The sequence below is a fragment of the Leptospira langatensis genome (genome assembly GCF_004770615.1).
Taxonomy (GTDB): Bacteria; Spirochaetota; Leptospiria; order Leptospirales; family Leptospiraceae; genus Leptospira_B; species Leptospira_B langatensis.
The window spans coordinates 68,448-90,271 of the sequence record NZ_RQER01000007.1; the positions used below are offsets into that span (position 1 = coordinate 68,448).

The 21,824-nt window shown below is 45.5% G+C and carries 17 protein-coding genes; 4 read left to right on the forward strand and 13 right to left on the reverse strand.

Features of this window, described 5'->3' with window-relative positions:
- Window positions 1–185 precede the first annotated feature (185 nt).
- The 3 genes from EHO57_RS12060 to EHO57_RS12070 are packed head-to-tail and all read left to right on the forward strand — an operon-like array spanning window position 186 to window position 5,176.
- A complete protein-coding gene (locus EHO57_RS12060) occupies window positions 186–1,163 on the forward strand; it encodes a glycosyltransferase family 2 protein (protein WP_135643448.1) in 978 nt (325 codons plus the stop codon).
- Entirely contained in the window at window positions 1,160–3,112 is a 1,953-nt protein-coding gene (locus EHO57_RS12065) for a hypothetical protein (RefSeq protein WP_135643450.1), read from the forward strand. Before EHO57_RS12060 ends, EHO57_RS12065 begins: the two co-directional genes overlap by 4 nt.
- A 51-nt stretch (window positions 3,113–3,163) precedes the next feature.
- Window positions 3,164–5,176: a PAS domain S-box protein gene (locus EHO57_RS12070; protein ID WP_135643452.1), complete on the forward strand. Its 2,013-nt coding sequence runs from the start codon at window positions 3,164–3,166 to the stop codon at window positions 5,174–5,176.
- A gap of 21 nt (window positions 5,177–5,197) precedes the next feature.
- Here the strand turns inward: EHO57_RS12070 and EHO57_RS12075 are convergent, their stop codons facing one another.
- The 13 genes from EHO57_RS12075 to lptE all read right to left on the reverse strand — a co-directional run bounded on the left by EHO57_RS12075 (window position 5,198) and on the right by lptE (window position 19,892).
- Window positions 5,198–6,028: a sterol desaturase family protein gene (locus EHO57_RS12075; protein ID WP_135643454.1), complete on the reverse strand. Its 831-nt coding sequence runs from the start codon at window positions 6,026–6,028 to the stop codon at window positions 5,198–5,200.
- A 74-nt stretch (window positions 6,029–6,102) separates the two neighbouring features.
- On the reverse strand, window positions 6,103–7,206 hold the full coding sequence (locus EHO57_RS12080; protein ID WP_135643456.1) for a helix-turn-helix transcriptional regulator: 1,104 nt from the start codon (window positions 7,204–7,206) through the stop codon (window positions 6,103–6,105).
- Window positions 7,203–8,045, reverse strand: a complete 843-nt coding sequence (locus tag EHO57_RS12085; RefSeq protein WP_135643458.1) for a Rossmann-fold NAD(P)-binding domain-containing protein — start codon at window positions 8,043–8,045, stop codon at window positions 7,203–7,205. Before EHO57_RS12085 ends, EHO57_RS12080 begins: the two co-directional genes overlap by 4 nt.
- Window positions 8,045–9,346: an adenylosuccinate lyase gene (gene purB, locus EHO57_RS12090; RefSeq protein WP_135643460.1), complete on the reverse strand. Its 1,302-nt coding sequence runs from the start codon at window positions 9,344–9,346 to the stop codon at window positions 8,045–8,047. Before purB ends, EHO57_RS12085 begins: the two co-directional genes overlap by 1 nt.
- Window positions 9,347–9,423: 77 nt before the next feature.
- Complete coding sequence (locus EHO57_RS12095) at window positions 9,424–10,491, reverse strand: hypothetical protein (protein ID WP_135643462.1); 1,068 nt, start codon at window positions 10,489–10,491, stop codon at window positions 9,424–9,426.
- Window positions 10,492–10,499: 8 nt separating this feature from the next.
- Window positions 10,500–12,311 (reverse strand): extracellular solute-binding protein, encoded by a 1,812-nt coding sequence (locus EHO57_RS12100; protein WP_425460789.1) that lies wholly within the window; start codon window positions 12,309–12,311, stop codon window positions 10,500–10,502.
- A gap of 129 nt (window positions 12,312–12,440) precedes the next feature.
- Complete coding sequence (locus EHO57_RS12105; protein WP_135643464.1) at window positions 12,441–14,474, reverse strand: RelA/SpoT family protein; 2,034 nt, start codon at window positions 14,472–14,474, stop codon at window positions 12,441–12,443.
- On the reverse strand, window positions 14,474–15,358 hold the full coding sequence (nadC, locus tag EHO57_RS12110) for a carboxylating nicotinate-nucleotide diphosphorylase (protein WP_210410011.1): 885 nt from the start codon (window positions 15,356–15,358) through the stop codon (window positions 14,474–14,476). Before nadC ends, EHO57_RS12105 begins: the two co-directional genes overlap by 1 nt.
- A gap of 135 nt (window positions 15,359–15,493) precedes the next feature.
- Window positions 15,494–17,191 carry a lipoprotein LipL71 gene (locus EHO57_RS12115; RefSeq protein ID WP_135643466.1) on the reverse strand — a complete coding sequence of 566 codons (1,698 nt, stop codon included), beginning with the start codon at window positions 17,189–17,191 and terminating at the stop codon, window positions 15,494–15,496.
- 43 nt (window positions 17,192–17,234) lie between these two features.
- Complete coding sequence (locus EHO57_RS12120) at window positions 17,235–17,570, reverse strand: STAS domain-containing protein (protein ID WP_016544043.1); 336 nt, start codon at window positions 17,568–17,570, stop codon at window positions 17,235–17,237.
- A gap of 69 nt (window positions 17,571–17,639) precedes the next feature.
- A complete protein-coding gene (gene tgt, locus EHO57_RS12125; protein ID WP_167882248.1) occupies window positions 17,640–18,764 on the reverse strand; it encodes a tRNA guanosine(34) transglycosylase Tgt in 1,125 nt (374 codons plus the stop codon).
- A complete protein-coding gene (locus EHO57_RS12130) occupies window positions 18,761–19,249 on the reverse strand; it encodes a Fur family transcriptional regulator (RefSeq protein ID WP_135643470.1) in 489 nt (162 codons plus the stop codon). The genes tgt and EHO57_RS12130 overlap by 4 nt, the downstream gene beginning before the upstream one ends.
- Window positions 19,250–19,331: 82 nt before the next feature.
- Window positions 19,332–19,892 (reverse strand): LPS assembly lipoprotein LptE, encoded by a 561-nt coding sequence (gene lptE, locus EHO57_RS12135; RefSeq protein ID WP_135643472.1) that lies wholly within the window; start codon window positions 19,890–19,892, stop codon window positions 19,332–19,334.
- Between the two features lie 90 nt (window positions 19,893–19,982).
- On the opposite strand from lptE, the gene EHO57_RS12140 reads away from it, so the two are divergent.
- On the forward strand, window positions 19,983–21,794 hold the full coding sequence (locus tag EHO57_RS12140) for a M23 family metallopeptidase (protein WP_135643474.1): 1,812 nt from the start codon (window positions 19,983–19,985) through the stop codon (window positions 21,792–21,794).
- Window positions 21,795–21,824: the final 30 nt, after the last annotated feature.

Below are 21,824 nucleotides of genomic sequence, written 5' to 3' on the forward strand. Positions count from 1 at the left end.
ATTTTTGTGCTTATATAAGATCGACATTCCAGCCTCCTTGTAAAGCGCTTTTTTGCGGAATTGGCCTGACGGAAGCTAGCAAAGCCCGTAAAAAAGAGAATCCCTTGGAGCCTTCTCCGAAGAAAACGCAAATGGAAATATTGTCGACATTTTGAACGAATCCAAACATCGTACCAAGGTCAGCAATGCCCTCCAAGCCTCCTCTTTTATCCGTAGTGATCCCCGTTTATAACGAGGAAAAAACAATCCCCGAGTTAGTGAAAAGACTACATGTCTTAGTTCGTATCTTAAAAGAGAAGAACGGTTTCTCCAAGGACGATGTGGAGATCCTCTTCGTAAACGACGGCTCCAGAGACGGGACCTTCGACGTTCTGAAAAAATTCTGCGAGTCCGAGCCCGGTTTTTATCTTTTAAATCTGTCCCGAAATTACGGCCATCAATTGGCGATCACCGCAGGCATTGATACTGCAAGAGGAGAAGCGGTTGCCGTCATGGACGGAGACCTCCAGGATCCCCCCGAGTTTGTGGCGGACCTGTATGCAAAAATGGACGAAGGTTTCGACGTAGTCTATGCCAGACGGAGAAAGAGAGAAGGAGAATCCCTCTTCAAGCTGATCACGGCTCACGTATTCTATCGCATTCTAAAGAAGCTGACCAAATTCGAGATCCCGATCGATACGGGAGATTTCAGGATCATGAGCAGAAGGGTAACGGACGTCCTAGTCTCCATGAGGGAACAGCACCGTTATATCCGCGGGCTGATCGCTTGGATCGGGTTCAAGCAGACTGGACTGGAGTACGATAGGGATGAGCGTTTTCACGGAGAGACCAAATTCTCCGTAAGCAAAATGCTAAAGTTCGCCTTGGACGGGATCACCTCCTTTTCTTCAGCCCCTTTAAAACTTTCCTCCTATCTAGGATTTACTTCCGCTTTCTTCGGAGCGCTTTACACGATCTATATCCTGTATCTGAAATTATTCACTCACGATACCATCCAAGGCTGGACCTCGGTGATGATCGTAGCATTGGTATTGGGCGGGGTACAACTCATCGCACTCGGGATGATCGGAGAATACTTAAGCCGTGTAAACGATCAGTCCAAGAATCGTCCTCTCTATGTGATCGAAAAAATTTACTCTGTTAAACGAAGTTCAAAAAAATGAACCGTTCTTGGGATAGAATTCTAGGCTTTCTCGCAGGCCTTCTAACTTTGGCCGCTACCGGCATCATGGTCTCCAAGAATTGGCAGGCCTTTTTGGAGATCTGTCCTATCACCGATCTTTTGACCTGGGACGAAAACATTCGCTTAACCGCTGTCTACGATCAGTTCCAAGACCTGAGAGACGGCAAGATCTGGAGAGGGATCCTTCCTTTTTTGGAAGCAGCTACCTGGCCTCCTCTTCGTCCTATTTTCTCTTTGGCACTACTTGCGACTCCCGGTTCTTGGCCGATCACCTGGAAAGATTCATTTTTAGGACTCGCGTTTTACGCTCTTTGCTTCCCAAGCATCATCTATATAGCTTCCAGGATCACAGGCTCTTATATCTTCGGAGGATTGGTTTCTCTTTTTATTCTAGCAATGAGCCTCCATACTTCCGAGACTCCTGCTTATAGTCTGTCTTCTATGCTGGAGACCCAAGGAATGCTTTCTTTGCTTTGGGTTTATTTCGGATTATATAAACTGTATGATTCCGTAAAGGACCTAAAACAAGGAGAAGCCTTGCCCAAGGATTCCAGGGTCCCGATTCTTGTTTCAGTTACCCTTCTTCTTCTTTTCTTTACCAAGTATCCATACGGACTTCTTTTATTTATCTCTATTTTCTTATACGAGCTGATCTCTCGTTTTCCGGAATGGATCGGTTTCGTTCGGTTTGCGATCCGAAATCATTATAAGGGACTGAGACTCGCCTTCTTGATCATCGTAGTCTTACTAGTGCTTTCTCTTCCTGTATTGAGAGTGGTAACAAATTGGAACCTGGACCAGAAATCCTTTAAGAAAGTCTTATACTTACTTACTGTTCTCGTCTTTTTGGATTTTAATTATTTCTTATATAAAACCAGAAAAGAGATCGGATCGGTCACTCCGAGTTCCATACGCATCCTCTATTTGTATGCTATCTTGCCGAGCTTCTTCTGGTTGTTCGCCAATTTAGATAGGGTCATGAGCCTCGTAAACGCTCAGATGATCGTAAACAAATTCGTTCGCAGTTTTATCTTAAGCCTATTCGAATCTCCGGAGAAGAAATTCCCGGCAAGCCATGTGTTCGCGGAACCTTGGATCTTCCGTCTGTTCTTCTTCTTTAGTATTGCGATCCTGTTCTATTGGATCTATTCCAGAAGAAGCGAAAAGACTCCAGCTCCCAAATTAGGCGGGGAGACGGAGGCAGGAAAGACGAGTTTCTTAGACAAGGCTCTCTCCAAACTGCAAAACAGGACTTGGCCGAGCTTTGCAAAAGATCCATTATTTGCCATTACGATCATCGTATTCTTGCAATACATAGTCATAGACGCAAGCACCGGAAACAAACAGCTTCGACATGTATTCTATCCTCTTCCTGCTTTGCTTTTGATCCTGAGCTTTTGGTTCTATAGGTTTATCCAATTGTCTTCCAATGTATGGAAGATCGCTTCGATCTGTGTTTCTCTCTTTTTCTTTTTCTGGGCAGGAAGCTTATTCTTCCGAGACGGTGGACTTTTGAGTTCTACCTACTTCTCAGCAAATCAATTCTGCTTGAAGGGTTTCGATACAGCCACCTTCCAACCGGCTCGGGACTTTGCCAAAGTGATTGATCCGAACGGAAAATACATCGCATTCAACGCATTCCATGAAGAAGAAAATTTTCAGATCCCGGGCAGGATCCTTGCTTCGGAGTTCGACCTTCTATTCCGCCAAAAAACCGTCTCAAACGGAAAATACAGGAACGATAGCAAGTATAGATGGAAGAATTGGGACGAATTCGATAAGGCATTGTACGTTGGTCCTTCCTGTGAGTTACCTGAAAAATACATTGAAAGAGTTCAAAGCTTAGGGTATGGTTTGGAGCCGTCCCTGGAAATGAAACATCCGAGTGGCAATTATTGTTTAAGAGAGTTTCGTCTCATAAAGAAATAATTCGGCCTTTTCGGATTCGATCCGGAACGGAAGGAGTTTTAGCTGAGTCTCGTGTCGCACCCGTGGCTATTACCCAGTCTATTGGCTGCTCTTCCTTCTGCAGTCTTCGTATTCGGAGTATATCTCTATTTATATAGCAAAGAAGGGAACAAGGCTCTACTTGCCTGGACCTTCGGCTGGTTCTTTCATCTTCTTTTCTATATAGGAAATATTCTCCAAGTAGGGGAATTCGATCACCTTCATTATTACTTCCCCACCTTAAGCGTAGACTTCTTAAGGGCGTTCTTCCAATTCTACGGTTGTTTCTTATTCTTAAGAAAGCCTGTCACCCTCCCAATGAAAGGGATCTTTGTATTGGTCGGGCTTGGTGCTATTACTGCGGATTATCTGAAGATCACTTCTGGTTTTTGGGTTTGGCCGGTGTATCTACTCGTTGGTCTATCTCAGATCTATACCGGGATCGCATTCTTAAATACGACTAGGTTCGAAGCTGGAAAGAAAATAACCGGTTGGATCTTCATCCTCTGGGGAATTCATGTAGCCAATTATCCTTTCGTTCGCCCTTTACAAGAGTTCGCTCATTTCGGTTTTCTACTCGGAGGTTTCTTCCGTTTTTCTTCTGCGATCACCATCATACTCGCCTACTTCGAAGAGACAAAGATGGGACTTTTGAGAGCCGAAGGGAATTATAAGAAGATCGTAGAGACTACATTGGAAGGGATTTGGCTCATCGATAAAGACGGGAAGACCACCTATATGAACCGGACCATGGCGGATTACTTAGGCATAGGAGAGAAGGAGTTCGTCGGTAGAACGATATTAGACCTAATCCCATTAGAACTTCATGATATAATAAACAGAAGGTTAGAGGACAGAAAGAGAGGGATCGGAGAGGTCCACGATTTCCATTTCAAGAATCGCAAGGGAGAATCGGTTTGGCTTCTCATGTCCACGAATCCTCTTTTCGATTACCAGGGGAATTATGAAGGTGCGCTCGCAATGTGCACGGATATCACCGCATTCAAGAAGACCGAAATCGCATTAAAGGAAAGCGAAAGACAGCTATCCACCCTGATCCGAAACCTTCCCGGTATAGCGTATCGCTGCGCGTTAGATCCGAATTGGACCATGGAATTTATCAGCGAAGGATGCTTCGAACTAACCGGATATTCCCCTTCGGATTTCGTATCGAACCGGACCATTTCTTTCGGAGAAGTAATCCACGAAGAAGACAGAGAAGACGTGTATCGAGATGTGATTGATGCAATCCGAGAAAACCTTACTTATCGTCTCGTTTATCGCATCCATCATAGGAACGGGAATATGAAATGGGTTTTCGAACAAGGCTCAGCGGTCAAAGGAGAGAAAGGCGAGATCATCGCCTTAGAGGGATTTATTAGCGACTTCACTCAAGTGAAACGCGCCGAAGAGATCATGGCAAACAGCCTGCAAGAGAAGGATATCCTGCTTAAAGAGGTCCATCATAGAGTGAAGAACTATCTGCAAGTCCTCTCCAGTCTTCTGTCTATCCAGCAAGAAGAGATCGAGGAGAGTAATCCCGCGCAAGTTCTAGTCGAGTCCCAAAACAGGATCCTTTCTATGGCCTATGTGCATGAATCCTTGTATGGAAAGCACCAGATCAGTGACGAATTCTTTCCCGAGTTCGTGAGTAAGCTAGTGGACAGTCTTCTTCGTTCCTTCGGACATGATAAGGAAGAGATCCGGATTTTTGTGAACTGCGAACGTCTTTCTATCAAACAAAATTTCGCCATTCCAATCGGACTGATCCTAAACGAATTAGTGACGAACGTCCTGAAGCATGCATTCCCCGGCAAACTCAGATCCGAAGAAAGGATCCTTAAGATCTCCTTTTACCAAGAAGGAGGATGGATCCACCTGGATGTTACGGACAACGGAAGGGGAAAATCGGCAAGCTTCGAGTCTAAGGATTCCATGGGTCTGGAATTAGTGGATCTTCTTACAAAACAACTAAAAGGATCCGTACAAGATCTTTCCAATGAGCAGGGAACCGTGACTCGGATCCGATTCCCTGCATTTCAGTAGAATTTTGTCCCCTTCTTCTGATCAAACTCCTTGGATCTCCGGAGAGCCGTCCAGAGTCCCGTCGGAAGAATGTTCCGGCTCTCTATGAGTGACTTCCCTGAAAGTATCGAAATACCTCTCATGATTCGTCCCCATGATCCTGTCCCAGATATTGAAGTAGAGACCGTAATTGCAGTTAAAGTATTTATGATGCATATTATGGTGAGTCGTGGAATTATGCAGCCTCAGGAATTTGTTCTCTATGAATCCTTTCGGAAATAGCTCGAAGGAAAGATGTCCGAGCACGTTCAAGAAATTGCTATAAAAGAAGAATATTACCAAAGCCACAGTATGGATGGGAAGAAATAGGATCACCAGAGGAACGATCCCCGCCTCTACCACGGCCTCGTACGGATGAAAGGAAAACGCGGCCCAAGGAGAAGGATTCGTGGACTTATGATGTACCAGATGCATTCTCTTGAACAGAATTGGATGGTGCATCAGTCTATGGGTCCAATAGAAATACGTATCATGCAGGAAGATGATCGCGATAATACTAAAGATCATATACGGGACTCCGTAATCCTCTACTTTATCGTAGATGAGAGTCATCCCGCTTTGCTTCATGAGTAGGACCAGGATCCCGGAAGCCGCAAAGATCATAAGAGTGATCGCGGAGTATTTTAGTTCGTGAAAGATCTTATCTTTTTCAGGAAGTCGTTTCTGAATGATCTTATGCTTTAACTTTTCTTTATATATGATCCAAATAAACAGATAAGCCGCTCCGGCCATCAGTATATAACGGACCCAAAGCGTAGCTAAGGTAAAAAGATAATACCCAGTATAGCCGATTTTGTCCAGGACTTCGTTCATCCGATTCTCCTCTTTTTGTAGGAACTATTCTACACTATAAGAATAAGATCAGGAACTTCAGTTTCGTAAATTAACTAGCCGATTTCGAAATCGGCGGTGTTTTTTGAGAGCTCTTCCCTACCTCGGTTCTTTCTGAACTCGGTGGGAGTGACCCCGGTAAGCTCTTTAAAGGCTCGATTGAAAGGGCCAAGAGATTGGTAACCTAGATCCATTGCGATCCGTATGATCGGGATCTCATCCTTTTCAGGTGCGAGTAATATCTCACAGGCCTCTTGTATCCTATAACGATTCAAGAAATCAGGAAAATTCCGAAATCCCATAGCTTGGTTGATGAGCCGACGTAGCTTGTATTCTTGGACTTCGAGATCTTCCGCCAATTGTCCTATGGTCAAACCTTCTTTGCGATAGAGTTTGCTCTCTTCGAATGCGGAGACCAACTTCTTTCTTAAGGCAGGATCCGCGTAGACCGCTTTCTCTTCCTTGTCTTCTATCTCTTCCGGCTTCGGATCTACGAGACCTTCTTTCAATTCGAATACGAGATACATGAATGCGAGTATCAAACCCCAGGCGAGGATCACATTGGCAAGATCCAGGATCTCGGATAAGACCCTTCCCCTCAGGATCAAATGAGAGAACATATTGAAACTGATCACGCTTCCGGTCATGAGAATATGGACTTCTCTCAATCTCCTTCTCGTCTCGATCAGGTCATCCTTTCTACCGGAGTAAATGCGGATAATCGCTGCCACTACGAATGCCAAAGATAGAAGAGTAGGAATGATCACATGAGCGAGTACCGACGCGGAACCGATGGGACCTCTCATATTGATCTGATCCAAGACAGGATAGACTAGCCAAGCGGAGATCAAAAGTTTTCCGATTAGAAGAAGCCAATGCCAAGCCTTCGGCTCGAAATGATCCTCGAAGATCGCAAGACTGATCATCCAAAAAAAGAAAGGAAGAGTGATGAGTCCTGCGAATAGAAAGATACGGACCGAATATGGGATCTTAAACTCAGGATCCAGACAAAGAAGGATATAGCAAATAATACCTACTGCAAATCCGCCGGCGATCCGTATCCTAAGATCGTAATAATACTTCCAACCCAGAAATCCGATGATGAAGATCAAGTTAGAGAGACAGAATAAATGAAGTATATTTGTGATCTCGGAGATCAAGGGAGTTCTTCCAGTTTTTCCAACTCTCTCCAAAAGTCCTTGGTTTGTAAACTAGGAAGAAATTTCCGAATAAGCGAACTGTCCACAAATCCGTCTTCTCTATCCATTGCTTGGTCGGGAAAGGAAGAGATTTTACCCTGTTCTTCTAAAAGTCTGAACACTTCAAACCAGGTATGCCATTGCTGATCGGATAATACGAGCTCTGAGGGCAGGTCTCTTCCCTCATACGAGAATAGAAGACGGATCGCATCTGCTATATCGTCTCCATGGATCAAATTCAATTGTCGTTTTGTTTTTTTGATCAGTCCTTTTCGGATCCAATCCCCAGGATTTCGACCAGGACCATAGATCCCGGAAAGATACAGGATCCTTCCCCCCATCTCCAAGAAAGAAGCTTCTGTATCATAACGATCGTGGTCCTTCTCCTTGGGAGAAGATTCCGTGATCTCGGAACCGTTTCGAGTGTAGATGCTCGTGGTCCCCAAAAGCCATACCTGTTTGGAAACAGAGAACAATGTCTGCAAGAGAAGCTCCTTCGGTTCCAATTTGTGGATCGGAAAGGTGATCAAAGAAAAGTCGAATGGAGCCCCAGAGATTGTTTTTCCGGAACCGTCGATCTCCTTCGAGCTAGCAAACTCCTCTCCGAAATTTTGAACTTCCTTAGAGCCAGAAAATCTCTCCCTGAACTGAAGGATCTGTTGGCGATCCGAAACATCCAGAAGGAAAGAATCTCCTTCTTGGGTCTTTCTGGAAAAACCGAGTACTTCATGTTCTTGTCGCAAGGCATGTAGAATACGTAAGCCGGTATATCCAAGACCCAGAACGGCAATCTTAGGCATTATTCCAGGCCGAGACGTTTATAGATCAGTCCTACCTTTTCCAGATAAGGAGAGATCTGAAAGATCGCATCCAGATCTTCCGGCTTCAATACTTTCTGAACCTTCGGATCTTCGGAAAGTCTTTGCTTGAGATTTTGGGATTGGTCCGCCCAAACGCTCATTGCATGTCCTTGCACGATCGCGTAAGCATCTTCTCGAGTAATGCCACCTTTTTCGATCAGATACAAAAGTACTTTCTGGGAGAAGATCAATCCTCGAGTCACACCCAGAGTCCTTTCGATCGCATCAGGATACACATGCAGGTTCTTCACTACGAAAAGCATCTTATCCAAAATATACTCCAACGCAATGGTAGAATCAGGAACTACGATACGCTCCGCAGAAGAGTGAGAGATATCTCTCTCATGCCAAAGAGCCACGTTCTGCAATGCAGTGGAAACATTGGAACGGATCACACGAGAGATCCCGGAGATCCTTTCGCAGATGACGGGATTTCTCTTATGCGGCATAGCAGAAGATCCCTTTTGTCCTGCGGAGAATGGCTCTTCCACTTCTCTTCCTTCCGTTTTTTGTAAGAGACGGATCTCGGTCGCGAATCGATCCAGACTCGCAGCAGTAACGCCTAACGCAGACATATAGGCGGCATGTCTGTCCCTGGAAACTACTTGGGTCGCGATCGGGTCAGGCTTCAATCCCAGCTTTTCGCAGACATATTCTTCGATGTCAGGTTCGATATTGGAATAAGTTCCTACCGCTCCGGAAAGTTTTCCGACGGAGATCTCTTCCTTAGCAAGAGCCAGCCTGGCACGATTTCGTTTCATCTCTTCGTAAAATAATGCGAATTTTAGACCGAGGGTCATCGGCTCAGCGTGGATGCCGTGAGATCTTCCGATGCAAGGAAGGTTTCTGTATTGGACCGCCTTCTCCTTGACCGCCTCTATCAGTTGGTCCGTTTTTCGAAGGATCAACTCCATCGCTTGGACCATCTGCACACAAAGGGCTGTGTCCCCGATATCGGAAGAAGTCAGACCGTAATGCACATGACGTCCTGCAGGTCCGATATAAGAATTCATATTAGTAAGGAATGCGATCACATCGTGATGAACCTTGGACTCTATCTCTAGGATCTCATCCACCTTGAACCTTGCCTTGGAACGGATCTCTTCGAAGTCCTCTTTAGGAACTTCTCCCTTTTTCATCCTGGCTTCGGTGGCGAGAATCTCGATCTCCTTCCAGATATCGAATTTGTTCTCTAGTTCCCAGATCTTAGCGATCTCTGGATTTGAATAACGATCTATCATTCCAATTCCTCGGGGAAATATCCCCCTAAGATAGGATTTTTATTCAGGTCCGATCCGTAAACGGTTTTTGTCCGAGCCTAACCCAGTTCGAAAGAGTCGACGAATTCGCGGATCAGATTGATATGATCCACTTCCGGAGAAGGATTCTCCTTACTCGGCTCATAAAGATGTTCATCGAATACGTGGTAATCGAATATCTTCAGCTCGAAATCGGGAATAGTAATGATAATGTTTTCGGAATGGATATCAAAGATCAGTTTCTCTTCCTTAGCAAGATACTTGGTCACTTCGATGACCCTGTGAAAGTCTAAGGCGATCTTTTTGAGTTTGGACTTGCTAACGATCCCGAATCTATGTGTATCGAAATTCAATTTCCATTTAGGGAATAAGGCGTCCTGGATCGGGTTCTGCCGGACCTTTTCATTCAATCGAATGAATTCCTTTAAGTGCTTTCCCGGAAGAAGGTTCTGGTTATCGCAAGGGGTCAGTGTCATCACAGGAATGCCCAACGGACTCTTTCTAAAACGAAGTCCCATGAAATAACGAGTCGGTAGGACCAGATCGGGAATGAGGCTCTTTAATTTCCAGTAATGCAATCTTTCCAGGCCCAGACGAGCAAACTTGAAACGGATCTCGTCTCGCTTGGATTCTCTCCAAGAGGAACTCTGAAGAAGGTGCATCAAACCGATCTCCTCCGGCTTCAGATAACGTTCCAGATTATTCTGCACCTCCTTGAACAAGGAACCGAAGATCGGATCGGAAGGAAGTTTGGACTTACCTATCTTCACCACCTGGTTCCAAGGGAGAGTGTATACAAATTTATAAGATCCGCGACCTATATAATTTTCCGCCGACAAGGGCATGAAATTATCCAGGAACTCCCTGCCATATCTATGCGTTATACGAAACAGGTGAGAGACCGGAAACACTCTCTCATAGAATTTACGAAAAAGACCGGATTGCCTGAGGCGGAAATCGATGGGCAGATCCTCTTTTGGGATCTGAGAATCCGTCTTGTCCGGATCGAAGAATAATTCCTTATCGAGACCCTTTTCCAGGATCTCGATAAAGCTTGGAATGCCGGGAGAATTCCAAAAATTGCGGATCGCTTCTCCGAATTCGGTGAATCTTCCCTTCTTAGCCATGGTTTAGATCATTTATAGTGAACGTCTTTCGGGTATGTAGAAAGAGCCGTCTTTGCTTTGCGATTCGTTTCCAAAGACTTAGCCTTTTCCTCGTCCACCCACCAAAGATTCTTGGCGGCCTGTTCTCCCCAATATTTTGCCAAAGGATTTTCCGGAAAGCCGAAACGATTCCAATAAAGAAGACGAGTCGACTTCAGATTCCAGAGAAGGACATAAGGCACTTCTCTCGTTAGGATCTTATCGATCTTGCGAGCGATCTCCGCCCTCTTCTTCTCATCGAACTCAGTTCTTTGTTGCTCCACAAGTTTATCTACTTCTGCATTCTTGAAACCGGTGATATTATTTTGACCGTTCTCATCCGCATACTTTGAGAACCATTGTTCTTCGGGATCAGGGAAAAGTCCTCCTCCCCAAGCGGCCCAAGTAAGATCGAAATCGTATTTATCGATCCTTTCCGACCAGTTCGCAAGATCGGTGCTTTCCAATTGGACTTGGATCCCTACTTCTTTGGCTCTTTCAATAAAGACCGTAAAATATTTTTCAGAGCTCTTGTCCCGATCTAAGATATGGATCACGAAAGGTTTTCCTTCCTTCTCCAAGAAACCTTTGGCATTCGGTTTCCAACCCGCTTCCGAGAGAAGTTTGCGTGCCGCAGCCGGATCGTAATCGATCGGAGGATTAGGAAGAGCCGATCCTTCCCAAACGGAAGAAAAATAAGAATCGGTAAGTTCGTATTCGTTAAACGCGAGTTTTTCAACCATCAGCTTGCGATCCACCAAATGAGCGATCGCCTTTCTGACCCTCACGTCATCGAAAGGTTTCCTTCTCATATTGAAGGCCCAGCCTTGAAAACCGATCGGCTTTTCGTTATAGATCTTTTGCTTGATAATATAATTCTTATCGAACGGTTCTCCCAAAGCCTCCTTGATCCAAGTATAGGCCTTGTAGACCGGGAACAGATCTATATCACCTTTCTTGAATGCTTGGAACGCGAGCGACTCGTCGCTAAATACCTTGAACAAAAGAGTATCGAAATTGTCCGATCCCTTATAGAAAGGATAAGCTCTCATCCAATAATCGGCCCTTCTCTTCATCTTGATATAGCGGCCCTTCTTTGCAGACTGCAATTCATAAGGACCGGAGGTCACAGGAAATTCGAAATTCTCCTTATTGAATTCCTTATTCTTGAAATGGTGCTCCGGCAGGATCAATAAACCGTATGCGATATCCTCGAAATTACTCCAGTGAATACTCTTCTGAGTGAATTCGATCTCAAATTCGTTGATGATCTTAGGGACTTCGAACCTAGAAAGGGAGATTCGATGGATCGCAGTATTGTTCTTAGGATCCATCAAGGTTTGGTACGTAAATAGTACGTCCTGAGCGGTAACAGGCTTGCCGTCACTCCACTTCGCGTTCCGGTCCAAAGTAAAAGTAAAACGCTTCTTGTCTGGAGAGATCTTCCAAGAGCTTGCGAGTCTAGGAAGAGGATCCAGAGTGATCGGGTTCCTTCTCATCAAAGGTTCGAACATAAGCTGAAAGATCTCGGAAACAGTCGTGAAATTCTCCAGATATCCGTTCAAGGATTTAGGATATTGGCTGCTATAGATCCGGAATGTACCGCCTTTCTTTGCATGAATGGAGGCGGCAGGGTTTAGCTTCCGCATTGCTTCAGGAATACTATTCGGATCTCCAGTCCAAGGCAGATCCGTTACTGCCGGAGAGTTATCCGCTTCTTCCTTATCTCCGCAGGAAACGAAGGAAAAGAATAAGGTTACGAATAATAAAAATATAAAATAGAAAGGTCTATAGATCCGGATCGGTTCTTTCAAAGGACACCTCTTCACTGAGCTTGTGTTCGAAAGAATTCCCGAAGGGCTGAATTCAGGCAAACCGAATCTGAAATCTTTCGATGAAAACGCGTCTTCTTCGAAAAGAAGAAGACGGATCTATTTTACTCTATGTGCAAAGACCACGTCCGGGATCCGCTTCAGGTTGCCTAAGATCTCTTTCAATTGATCCAAATGCTCCACTTCTATCATGAAGCGAGCCATTAAGGTATCTTTTTGAACGGTAGAAGCTCCCGCTTCCAATATATTGGTCTGTGTACCGGAGATACTCTTCACCATTTCGAGGTAGATCCCCTGACGGTCCTTGGCCTTGACTTCCACTCGAACTGGCACTGGCTCGGTCTGTCCGTAATCCCAGTCCACACTGATCTGACGCAGTTGCTCTTCTTCTCTTTGCTTTAAGGCCACACTGCAATTCTTCTTATGGACGGAAACCCCTCTTCCTCTTGTAACAAAGCCGATGATCTGATCCCCAGGTAAAGGAGAGCAACAACCGGAAAGACGCACAGGAATATCACGTAATCCCGCAACCAGGATCTTCCCTCCTACAGGTTGTCCGTGAGGATGAGAATGCTTGTTTGTTTTTTCAGAAGGCTTGCGTTTCAGTTCTTCCAGAACTTCCGCATTTAAGGTAAGCTCCGCGGCACTTTCAGCGCCCTGTGCAAGATCCTTGCTTGTCTCTTCTCTGAGTTTTCTAAAATAAGCCCTTAGTTTTTGGCGCGCAGAAGGAGTCTTAACGATCCTAAGCCAAATAGGAGAAGGTTTGGATCTCTTGTCCACAACCACTTCCACCTGGTCCCCGCTTCGGAGTTCCGTTCGAAGAGGGATCATTCTACCGTTGATCTTGGCACCCTTGCAATGAAGACCCACATCCGTATGGATCCTAAAAGCAAAGTCGAGAACGGTTGCTCCCTTAGGCAATTGGATGATCTCCCCTTTCGGAGTGAAAACGAATACCTCGTCCTCATGCAGATCGTATTTCAATTCTTCTAAGAATTCTTTCGGATCCAAGGCAGAGTCCTGCCAAGTCTGCAAGACCTCCAGCCATTTTACCGTTAGATGTCTTTCGTTGGCGTGGGTCTTGCCTTCTTTATACAACCAGTGGGCCGCGATCCCGAATTCAGCGATCGCATTCATCTCAGCGGTACGGATCTGGACCTCGAGAGGTTTTCCATCAGGACCGATGACGGTAGTATGCAAGGATTGATACATATTGGTTTTAGGAGTCGCAATATAATCCTTGAACCTTCCCGGAACAGGAGACCAAAGTGTATGCACAATTCCTAATACACCGTAACAGTCCTTGATCTCGTCTGTTACGATCCTGATCGCTCTCAGATCGAAGATCTCGTCGAAGGTTTTCTCCTTAGTCTTCATCTTCCTATAAATGGAGAAGAAATGCTTTGCTCTGCCTTCTACGTCCGCATTGATCTGGATCTCTGCCAGTCTTTGCTTCAGGATCAATTGGAGTTTTTCAATATAATCCTCTCTCTCCGACTTCTTAGCGCTGATCCTCTTCTTGATGTCCTGGTATTCTTCCGGAAAGATCACCTGAAACGCGAGATCTTCTAATTCGGATTTTACGGAATAGATCCCAAGACGACCCGCGATCGGAGCATATAAGGAAAGAGTTTCGTTCGCGATCCTTCTCTGCTTTTCCGGAGGCTGGAAGGAAAGAGTCCTCATATTGTGGGTCTTATCCGCAAGCTTGATCAGGATCACTCGGATATCCTGGATGGTGGCGATGATGATCTTACGGATATTCTCCGCCGCCTCTGTTTCCCTGGACTGGCTCTTGATCTCCGAGATCTTTGTCACACCTTCCACAAGTTGAGTGATCTCGGTTCCGAAATCACGGACCATGTCTTCTCGAGTATACTTGGTATCCTCGATCACATCGTGCAGGATCCCCGCGGAGATCACCTTCTCGTCCAAACCGAGTTCGTATAAGATAAAGCCCACCTGCAACGGATGAACGATATAAGGTTCGCCCGAAAGCCGGAACTGTCCTTGGTGAGAATCTTCCGAAACCTTATAGGCCTTTTCGACGAGCTCCAGAGCTTCGGGACCCATGGTCTCTCGAACTCCCTCGATCAGCATTTCCTTAGTAGCGGGGGCCTTTACAAATCCCATCAGTTATCAGTTCGTATATCCAAACCCAGATCCAAGAAGCGAGTCGTATGGGTCAAATAGCCCATGCTCACTCCCACGCCCGGAAACTCGGAGAGAGCTTCCAATTTTTCAGGAGTGAACCTCCCGGAGCATTCTATCATAATATTCGGATTCTTGGTCTTTGCCTTTTGATAGGCGATCCTTGTATCGGAAATATTAAAATTATCTAATAAAATAACGTCAGGTTCCGCTTCTAGTGCGTCATCCAGTTGATCTAAGGAATCTATTTCCAATTCCACAAGCCTTCCGGGAAAATTCTTACGAATCTTTCCCACAGGAATCTTAGCGGACTCAAAAAGGGCCAGATGATTGTCCTTGATCAACGCCATCTCCGAAAGATCTAGCCTATGATTGGAACCTCCTCCGCAGTAAACGGCATACTTTGCAAGTTTACGATAACCCGGCAAAGTCTTACGAGTATCCAAGATCATTAAACCCTTGGACCCGTACTGGTCCGCGATCTTTCGAGTGGAAGTGGAAATACCGGAAAGATATTGTAGAAAGTTCAAGAGGATCCTCTCCACTCTCAAAAGAGACAGGAGACTTCCTTCTATTTTACCGATCGAGTCCCCCGAGACAAATCTTTCACCATCTTCAAAGAAGAAGGTAAACTGCAAATCTCCGCCGGAAAGCCGAGAGAGAGCGGAAGCAACCCCCTTACCGCAGAGAATACCTTCTTCTCTTGCATTCAAGAGAGCAGTCGCTTTTTGATCGGAAGAAAAGAGAGATACGGAAGTTATATCTTGGTCCGGGCAATCCTCTTCCCAGGCCATTTTTGCCAGAGGAAAATAATCCGCCTCGTTCACTTCCGAGATAGGCTTAGTATAAGCTCGTTTCACTTGCATTTCACCGCCAAGTAAAACAGTTTCTGATCAGAAATGAGGATCAAGCGGAATTCGGCTTTTTTACTTTTTAGAAAAAAGAAAGGCCCGGATCTCCCAGGCCCCCTATTGTTTTGAGTTGCTAAAACTTTAGAACGATTATCTAGGCTCTTCTTCTTCGGTAGAATCAGAAGGAGCTTGGTTCTCCGCCGGAGCTTGCTGCTCATCTGTGGAAGGCTGGTGGCTTTCCGTAGAAGGTTGCTGCTGTGCATTTTCCTCGGCAGGAGGCTGTTGTTGTTGTTCCGGCTGAGTTGGCTGTTCCGGTTGAGAAGGTTGCTGCTCATCCTCTTCTTCATTTTCAGAAGGTTGAGGTGCAGGCTGCTCTTCTTTCTTAGGAGCGGTAGTAGCTTCTACCTTCTCGCTTCCGGATTTCTTCTTCTCCGCTTTTTTAGGATCGAATTTGATCGGACCTTTTGCAGGAGGAATTAAGAGAACTTGCTTTGGATAGATCAGATTTGGATTCTTGATCTTCTTACGGTTCGCCTCATAGATACGTTTCCATAGTTTGGAAGTTCCATAATGCTGTTTGTAAGCAGAGATTCTCCAAAGACAATCTGCAGGAACCTTTTTACGGACTACATAACGTTTCCATCCGTCTGGCAATTCGCCGGAACTACGAGCCGAGGAAGAATCGGAATCCTTGGTTTTTCTGGTGCTAGAATCAGAACCGTCCGTTTCGTCTCCGCTAGTCTTGCGACCTGCCACAGAGGTTCCACTCTTCAGTCTTTCCGCGATATCGTCGGACTGATCTACAACGATCCTGGAAAGTCGGATTGCCTCTTCGGATCTTGCGATGGAATCTTCATATTTCTCGGAGGAGAATAATTCCTCTGCAGCCGCATGAGATTCGTCCGCCGCCTTCAGATTCTCATCCGCTCTTTGGTAAGAAGTTTGAAGATCCTTGCTGGATTTCAATTTGGACTGATCGATAGAGGCTAATTTATCCTTAGCTTTTCCGATAGAATCCTTTGCTTCTGCCTTTTTCTTGAGTGCATATGCTTGGATATTCTTCGCGACTAGCTCGCTGGATTTCTTGCGAATATCGTCGATCTCAGAATAACCTTCTTTGATCTTTCCGGAATCGATCTTGGATTTTGCTGCATTAAGACGATCCCTGGTCTGACCAACTTCAGGATCCTGTCCGCCGGCATATCTGTCTGCATCGTCCAGGTTCTTGTCTATGTCCGCAAGTGAATCGAGTAATTGCTGTTTTTGGGAAAGCGCTAATGCTTTCGCATCCGAAGCAGCTTTCTTAGAATCTAAATATTTCTTATTGCTTTGCTCATACTGATCGAAAGCAGCTAGGCGAGTCTTGAGCTTGGCATCGTCTCCGGATTCCTTTGGATAAGATTCCAGAGTGCGGTCCGCGTTATCTCGAAGAGTATCCCCTTCTTTTCTCAATTCGACCGCATTATTATACGGTTCCGCAGCAAGCTGAGAAGCATAAGCCTCGTCGGCCTCGTCAATCGCAGCACTTGCTTGCTTCTTAGAATCGTCAGTCAAAGAAGGATAAGATTTTTCTAATGCATCATACGCCTTGCTTTTTGCATACTCGGCGCTTTTCTTGGTCTCGCCTAAGTCTTCGTTAGAAGCTTTTTCATGAGCCGTTAATAGGCTCTTGCGAGCTTCTTCGAATTCTCCGGAAGCATATCTTTCAGCGCCCGCTTCCTTTGCTCGAGTGATAGCGGTTTTTGCTTCCGCTAATTCTTTTACAGGGAGTTCGGATCCACAAGCAACGAAGAACCCGACTACTCCCAGTAAGGCGGAAGAGAACGATAAGGCTCGAAAAGTTTTCATTTATTTTGCACCAGTATGAGGAATCGTTAAGATATGCCTTCTTTTACTTGAAGGCAGCGACAGCATCCGGCTCGTTATCAAAGATCTCGAAGAAGGATGTTAATTTAGTTAATTCGAATACCTTTCTTACGGAACCGGCAACGTTTATGATCTTTAGGCCACCCTGATATTTCTTTAAATTAGAGAGGCTGGAAATCAAAGCTCCGATTCCGGAAGAGTCAATGTAAGAAACCTTTTCTAGGTTAATAATCGTGTAATATTTCTGCTCTTCAATGAGCTTTGCGATCACATCCTTAATTTCAGGGGCGTTATATAAATCGATCTCCCCGTTAATGTCCAGAATTACGATGTTACCGCTTTCCCTTCTGGTGATTTCCATAAAAAATCAGCAACTCCTTGATATCTCTATTTGAACCATCCTACAATAGGGGGGTCATTCTCTATATAGTCAACGAGAAATTTCCGGTCTTTCGTACAAATTTTTCCATTTAACGAAAAACTCGCTGAATTTTCCAACTTCGATCGAAAGCCTTAACTCTTTCATAAACTTTTTCATAAAATGCAGATTATGGTACGTGCTTAAGGAGAAGGCACTGAGTTCTTTCACATGATGCAGGTGACGAATATATCCCACGCTGTATCTTTTACAAACTTTGCAATCGCATTCCGGATCCATCGGCTCTTCGGAGAACTTCCATTTCTCATTTCTGAGATTCATTTTTCCTTTAGAAGTGAAGACTTGGCCATTTCTAGCGTTACGAGTCGGAAGAACACAGTCGAACATGTCGACTCCGTTGCGAACACCCTCTAAAATATCCGGAACAGTTCCCACTCCCATGAGATAAAGAGGCCTGGATTTGTCTGTATGAGGTGCAATTCCCTCCATGGTTCGGATAAAATCAGGACGAGGCTCGCCGACTGAGAGCCCTCCGATGGCAATTCCCGAAAAAGGAAGTGCGGCAATCTTGGAAAGACTCTCTAATCTCAGATCCAAATTCGTTCCACCTTGGAATATCCCGAATAGATTCTGCTTTCCCTTCTCCTTTTCCCAGTAGGAGACTGCGGCCTCCGCCCAACGGTGAGTTCGATCCAAGGACTCCTTGATGCGAGCGGTGTCCGCGTCGCCGGGAGGACAATCATCTAACACCATCATAATATCAGAGCCTATCGTCCTCTGGATATCGATCACCTTTTCGGGAGTAAAGAAATGAGGACTACCATCAATATGCGACCGAAACTCCACTCCTTCCTTCTTGAATTTTACGAGTGAGTTTAGACTGAATACCTGGAACCCCCCGCTATCCGTGAGCAGAGCCTTCTTGTAGGAAATGAAGTTCTTGAGTCCTCCAAATTTTTGGAGAACATCCATTCCAGGGCGAAGATAGAGATGATAGGTGTTTCCTAGAATGAGTTCAAAGCCTAGTTCATCCAGATCATCCGAATCCAGAGACTTGACTGCTCCTCTGGTTCCCACAGGCATGAAAACGGGAGTAGGAATCTCTATTCCATTTAGATGTAAGGTTCCAGTTCTTGCGTGAGAATTCGGATCAGAGATTCCAGAACGGAATATCATTTCTTGTTGGGACAATTCGGATCCAAACAGGTGCCGTAAATATTCAAACTATGCCCGGTGATCTTGAAGCCGTTGCTCGCAGCAGCCTGCTCTTGCAATTGCTCAATTCTTTCGTCCACAAATTCTACGATCCTTCCGCAGTCTCTGCAAATGATATGATCGTGATGAGTGTGGCCGATGATATGTTCGTAGTACTTATAATCTTGGCCGAAATTATGCTCTTGCAATAACTTAGCTTCGACCATGATGGAAAGGATCCTGTAAATGGTCGCCTTGGAGATGCGATCTCTTTGGTCCTTGAATTCTTCCAGCAAACCCTCTGCTGTAAAGTGATTGTGAAGGGAAAAGATCCTTTCGGCAACGAGCATTCTTTGGCTTGTGATCTTCAGACCCTTTTTCTGAAGATAATCCGAAAAAGTCTTCATTTCCATTCTGATGGAATCGTCTACGGTATTCAGAATTTCAGCTTCTCTGTCTTTGTTCATGAGCGAAGTCTTTCCGCAATTTAAGATCTTGTTCTGAGAATTATCAAGTGGAATTTACATTTCTAAGACTGGAAATAGGAGATCAATCCTCCTCGTCTCCGTCTATCTTACCTGCGATCGAATAGTACCAGGCTCTCTCTAATTCTTCCGCGATACGAACCGCTAAGATCTTGAGAAGACGAGTCTGCGCTTGGCCTTCCGACTCTATGTAACCAAGTTGATCGGAATAGATTATCCTGGCAGGGATCTCCGATCTCTCCAGAGGAATTTTTTCTCCCCCGGCCTTCTGTAATTCCACCCTGCAGATCACGGTCATTTCCTTACTGAGTTGTTGCCCCCCCTGATCCAAAAGAGCGCCCACTTGTTGGTAGTGACTGATCTCTCCATAGATACGGTAGGCTGCTTGGGACTTCTCCCTGGTTTGGATAAATCTTCCCCGATAATTGATCTCTTGTTTTACGAGATCGGAGAGCTGGGTATGCATCGCAATCCCATACGAATTATTCCGGAAGTTCTGCACGTATACGGTCCGCTTTTCATCCGGGATCGGGATCCCATCTATCTTGGGCGGGTTCCCAGGCTCCCGAGTAAAATAGGTGCAGCCGACAAAAAATAAGAGAAAAAGACAGGAAAAAAACCGCATATCTTCAGGCTCTTGCGAGAGGACCAAGCTGCAAGAAAATTTCTAGGATTCTGGCTTTACATTTTGGAGGAATCGAATCTGAATTCGCAAATGGGAAAATCTTTCCAACCGAAAAGCAGGCCAACTTCCTTCTTACTCTCGGCCCTTGCGCTCTCGATTTTCTTACCGCTCGGACAAGCTAGTATGGGAGAGTCTGGGACCAAGGTCTCGGCTCTTTCTTCTCCTTCTATCGTAGGAGCTCCTACGAATAAGAAGAATGTCTGGGACGATCTAAATCCTGAGATACTTTCGGATCTAAACCAACTCGGATTTCCCATGGAGTTAGAGACTCCGATCTCAGGTTCTTATGCCGAATACAGAGTGCACCATCTCCATATGGGTTGCGATTTCAAAACATTCCATACAAACGGGATCTCTGCCGTCTCTCCTCTCGGAGGATACGTGGATTCCATCGGCCAATCCGCCAAGGGATACGGCACGAATCTAGTATTGAAATCCTCTTCCTCGAGCCTAAAGGCGAAGTTTGCTCACCTTCTCGACTTCAAAGGATATAGAAAAGATCTGGAATTACTGAGAGAGGCATTGGCCCTCTTAAGCGGAGGGGAATTCCAAGTAAAACTTGCAGGCAGTCAATATCCTATCCCCAAAGGAGAAGCGGTCGCAAGGCTCGGAGAATCCGGAACAGGGGTCAGCCACCTTCATTTTGAATTGCACCTTCCGAGTGGAACATTGAATCCGCTTTCCTATCTTCCTTTACGGGGGAAGGATCAGTATCCTCCTGAACTTCTATTACTTTACGTAGACTCCGAAGATGGGACCCAACTCAGATTGCCATTGGAGAAAAAATCGGAAGGACAGTACAAACTTCCAGCGGGACAAAAATTAATCCTGGGAGGAGGAGTTCGTTTTAGGATCGGAGCCTACGACCAGATGACATCCCGTAATAAGAACAATCTGTTCTTTGCGGGTCTCTACCAAGGAGATACTTCCTTGTACGAAAGATCTTTCCAGGGAATGAGTTACGAAGAAGCGAGAACTCACCAAGATATATTCGATTCCAATAGATCCTCCTTAAATCCGCCGGTTTATGTTTATAACCTCTTCCCTCCGAAGGGACCTAGCGTAGATCTGAAAGTCCATCCGGTAGGAGCAACTATTTCCTTGGCATTAAAGGCATCGGACCATGCGGGGAACCAATCCGTTCTGCCCTTGGAGATAGAAGTAGCTCCGCCTGGCACCAAAAAATCCTCTATTACGAAAACTGAATTTACTTCCCCGGACGGACTCCTAAGGATCAAGACTCCGGCAAAGACTACCTATGGACAAGGGTCCCTCAGCTTCAAAAAATTGACCGCACTTCCGGAAGATCTAAGACTTCCGGAGGGATTGCAATCAAAGGGTCCCGTCTACGAATTGGAGTCCTCGGACCTTTCTTGGGCGGGAGAAGCGGAGCTGAGCTGGAAAGGGATCTCGCTCGGCAGAAAAGATGGGATCTATATCTTCGATCGGGCGGCAAAACGATGGTCTGCACTCAAGCAAAAAGGACAGATTGCGATGCTGACCAGGCTCGGAGCCTTAGCGGTTCTCACGGACGAGGCCCGTCCTACGATCACACATCCATATCTGATCACCAGGCATCGTCGGATTAAAGGTGCAGAAGAAGAAGGTTGGGAAGAAAGACTCTATTCTCTCACCGATGTGGGATCCGGATATGCAGGAGGTGCGGAAGTGTTGCTGGAAGGCGAAACCTATCCCAGTGAATTCGATGGGGATAGAAAAATGCTGATCGTAAAGATCCCGAAGGCATTTGCTTATTGGAAAAGAAATCTTCTGCTCCAGATCCGGATCAAGGATAGAGCCGGCAATATCTCCGACTGGTTTACCGATTTGATCCGATTTTAAGAAGAATAAAAAAAATCCCCACAGAAACTG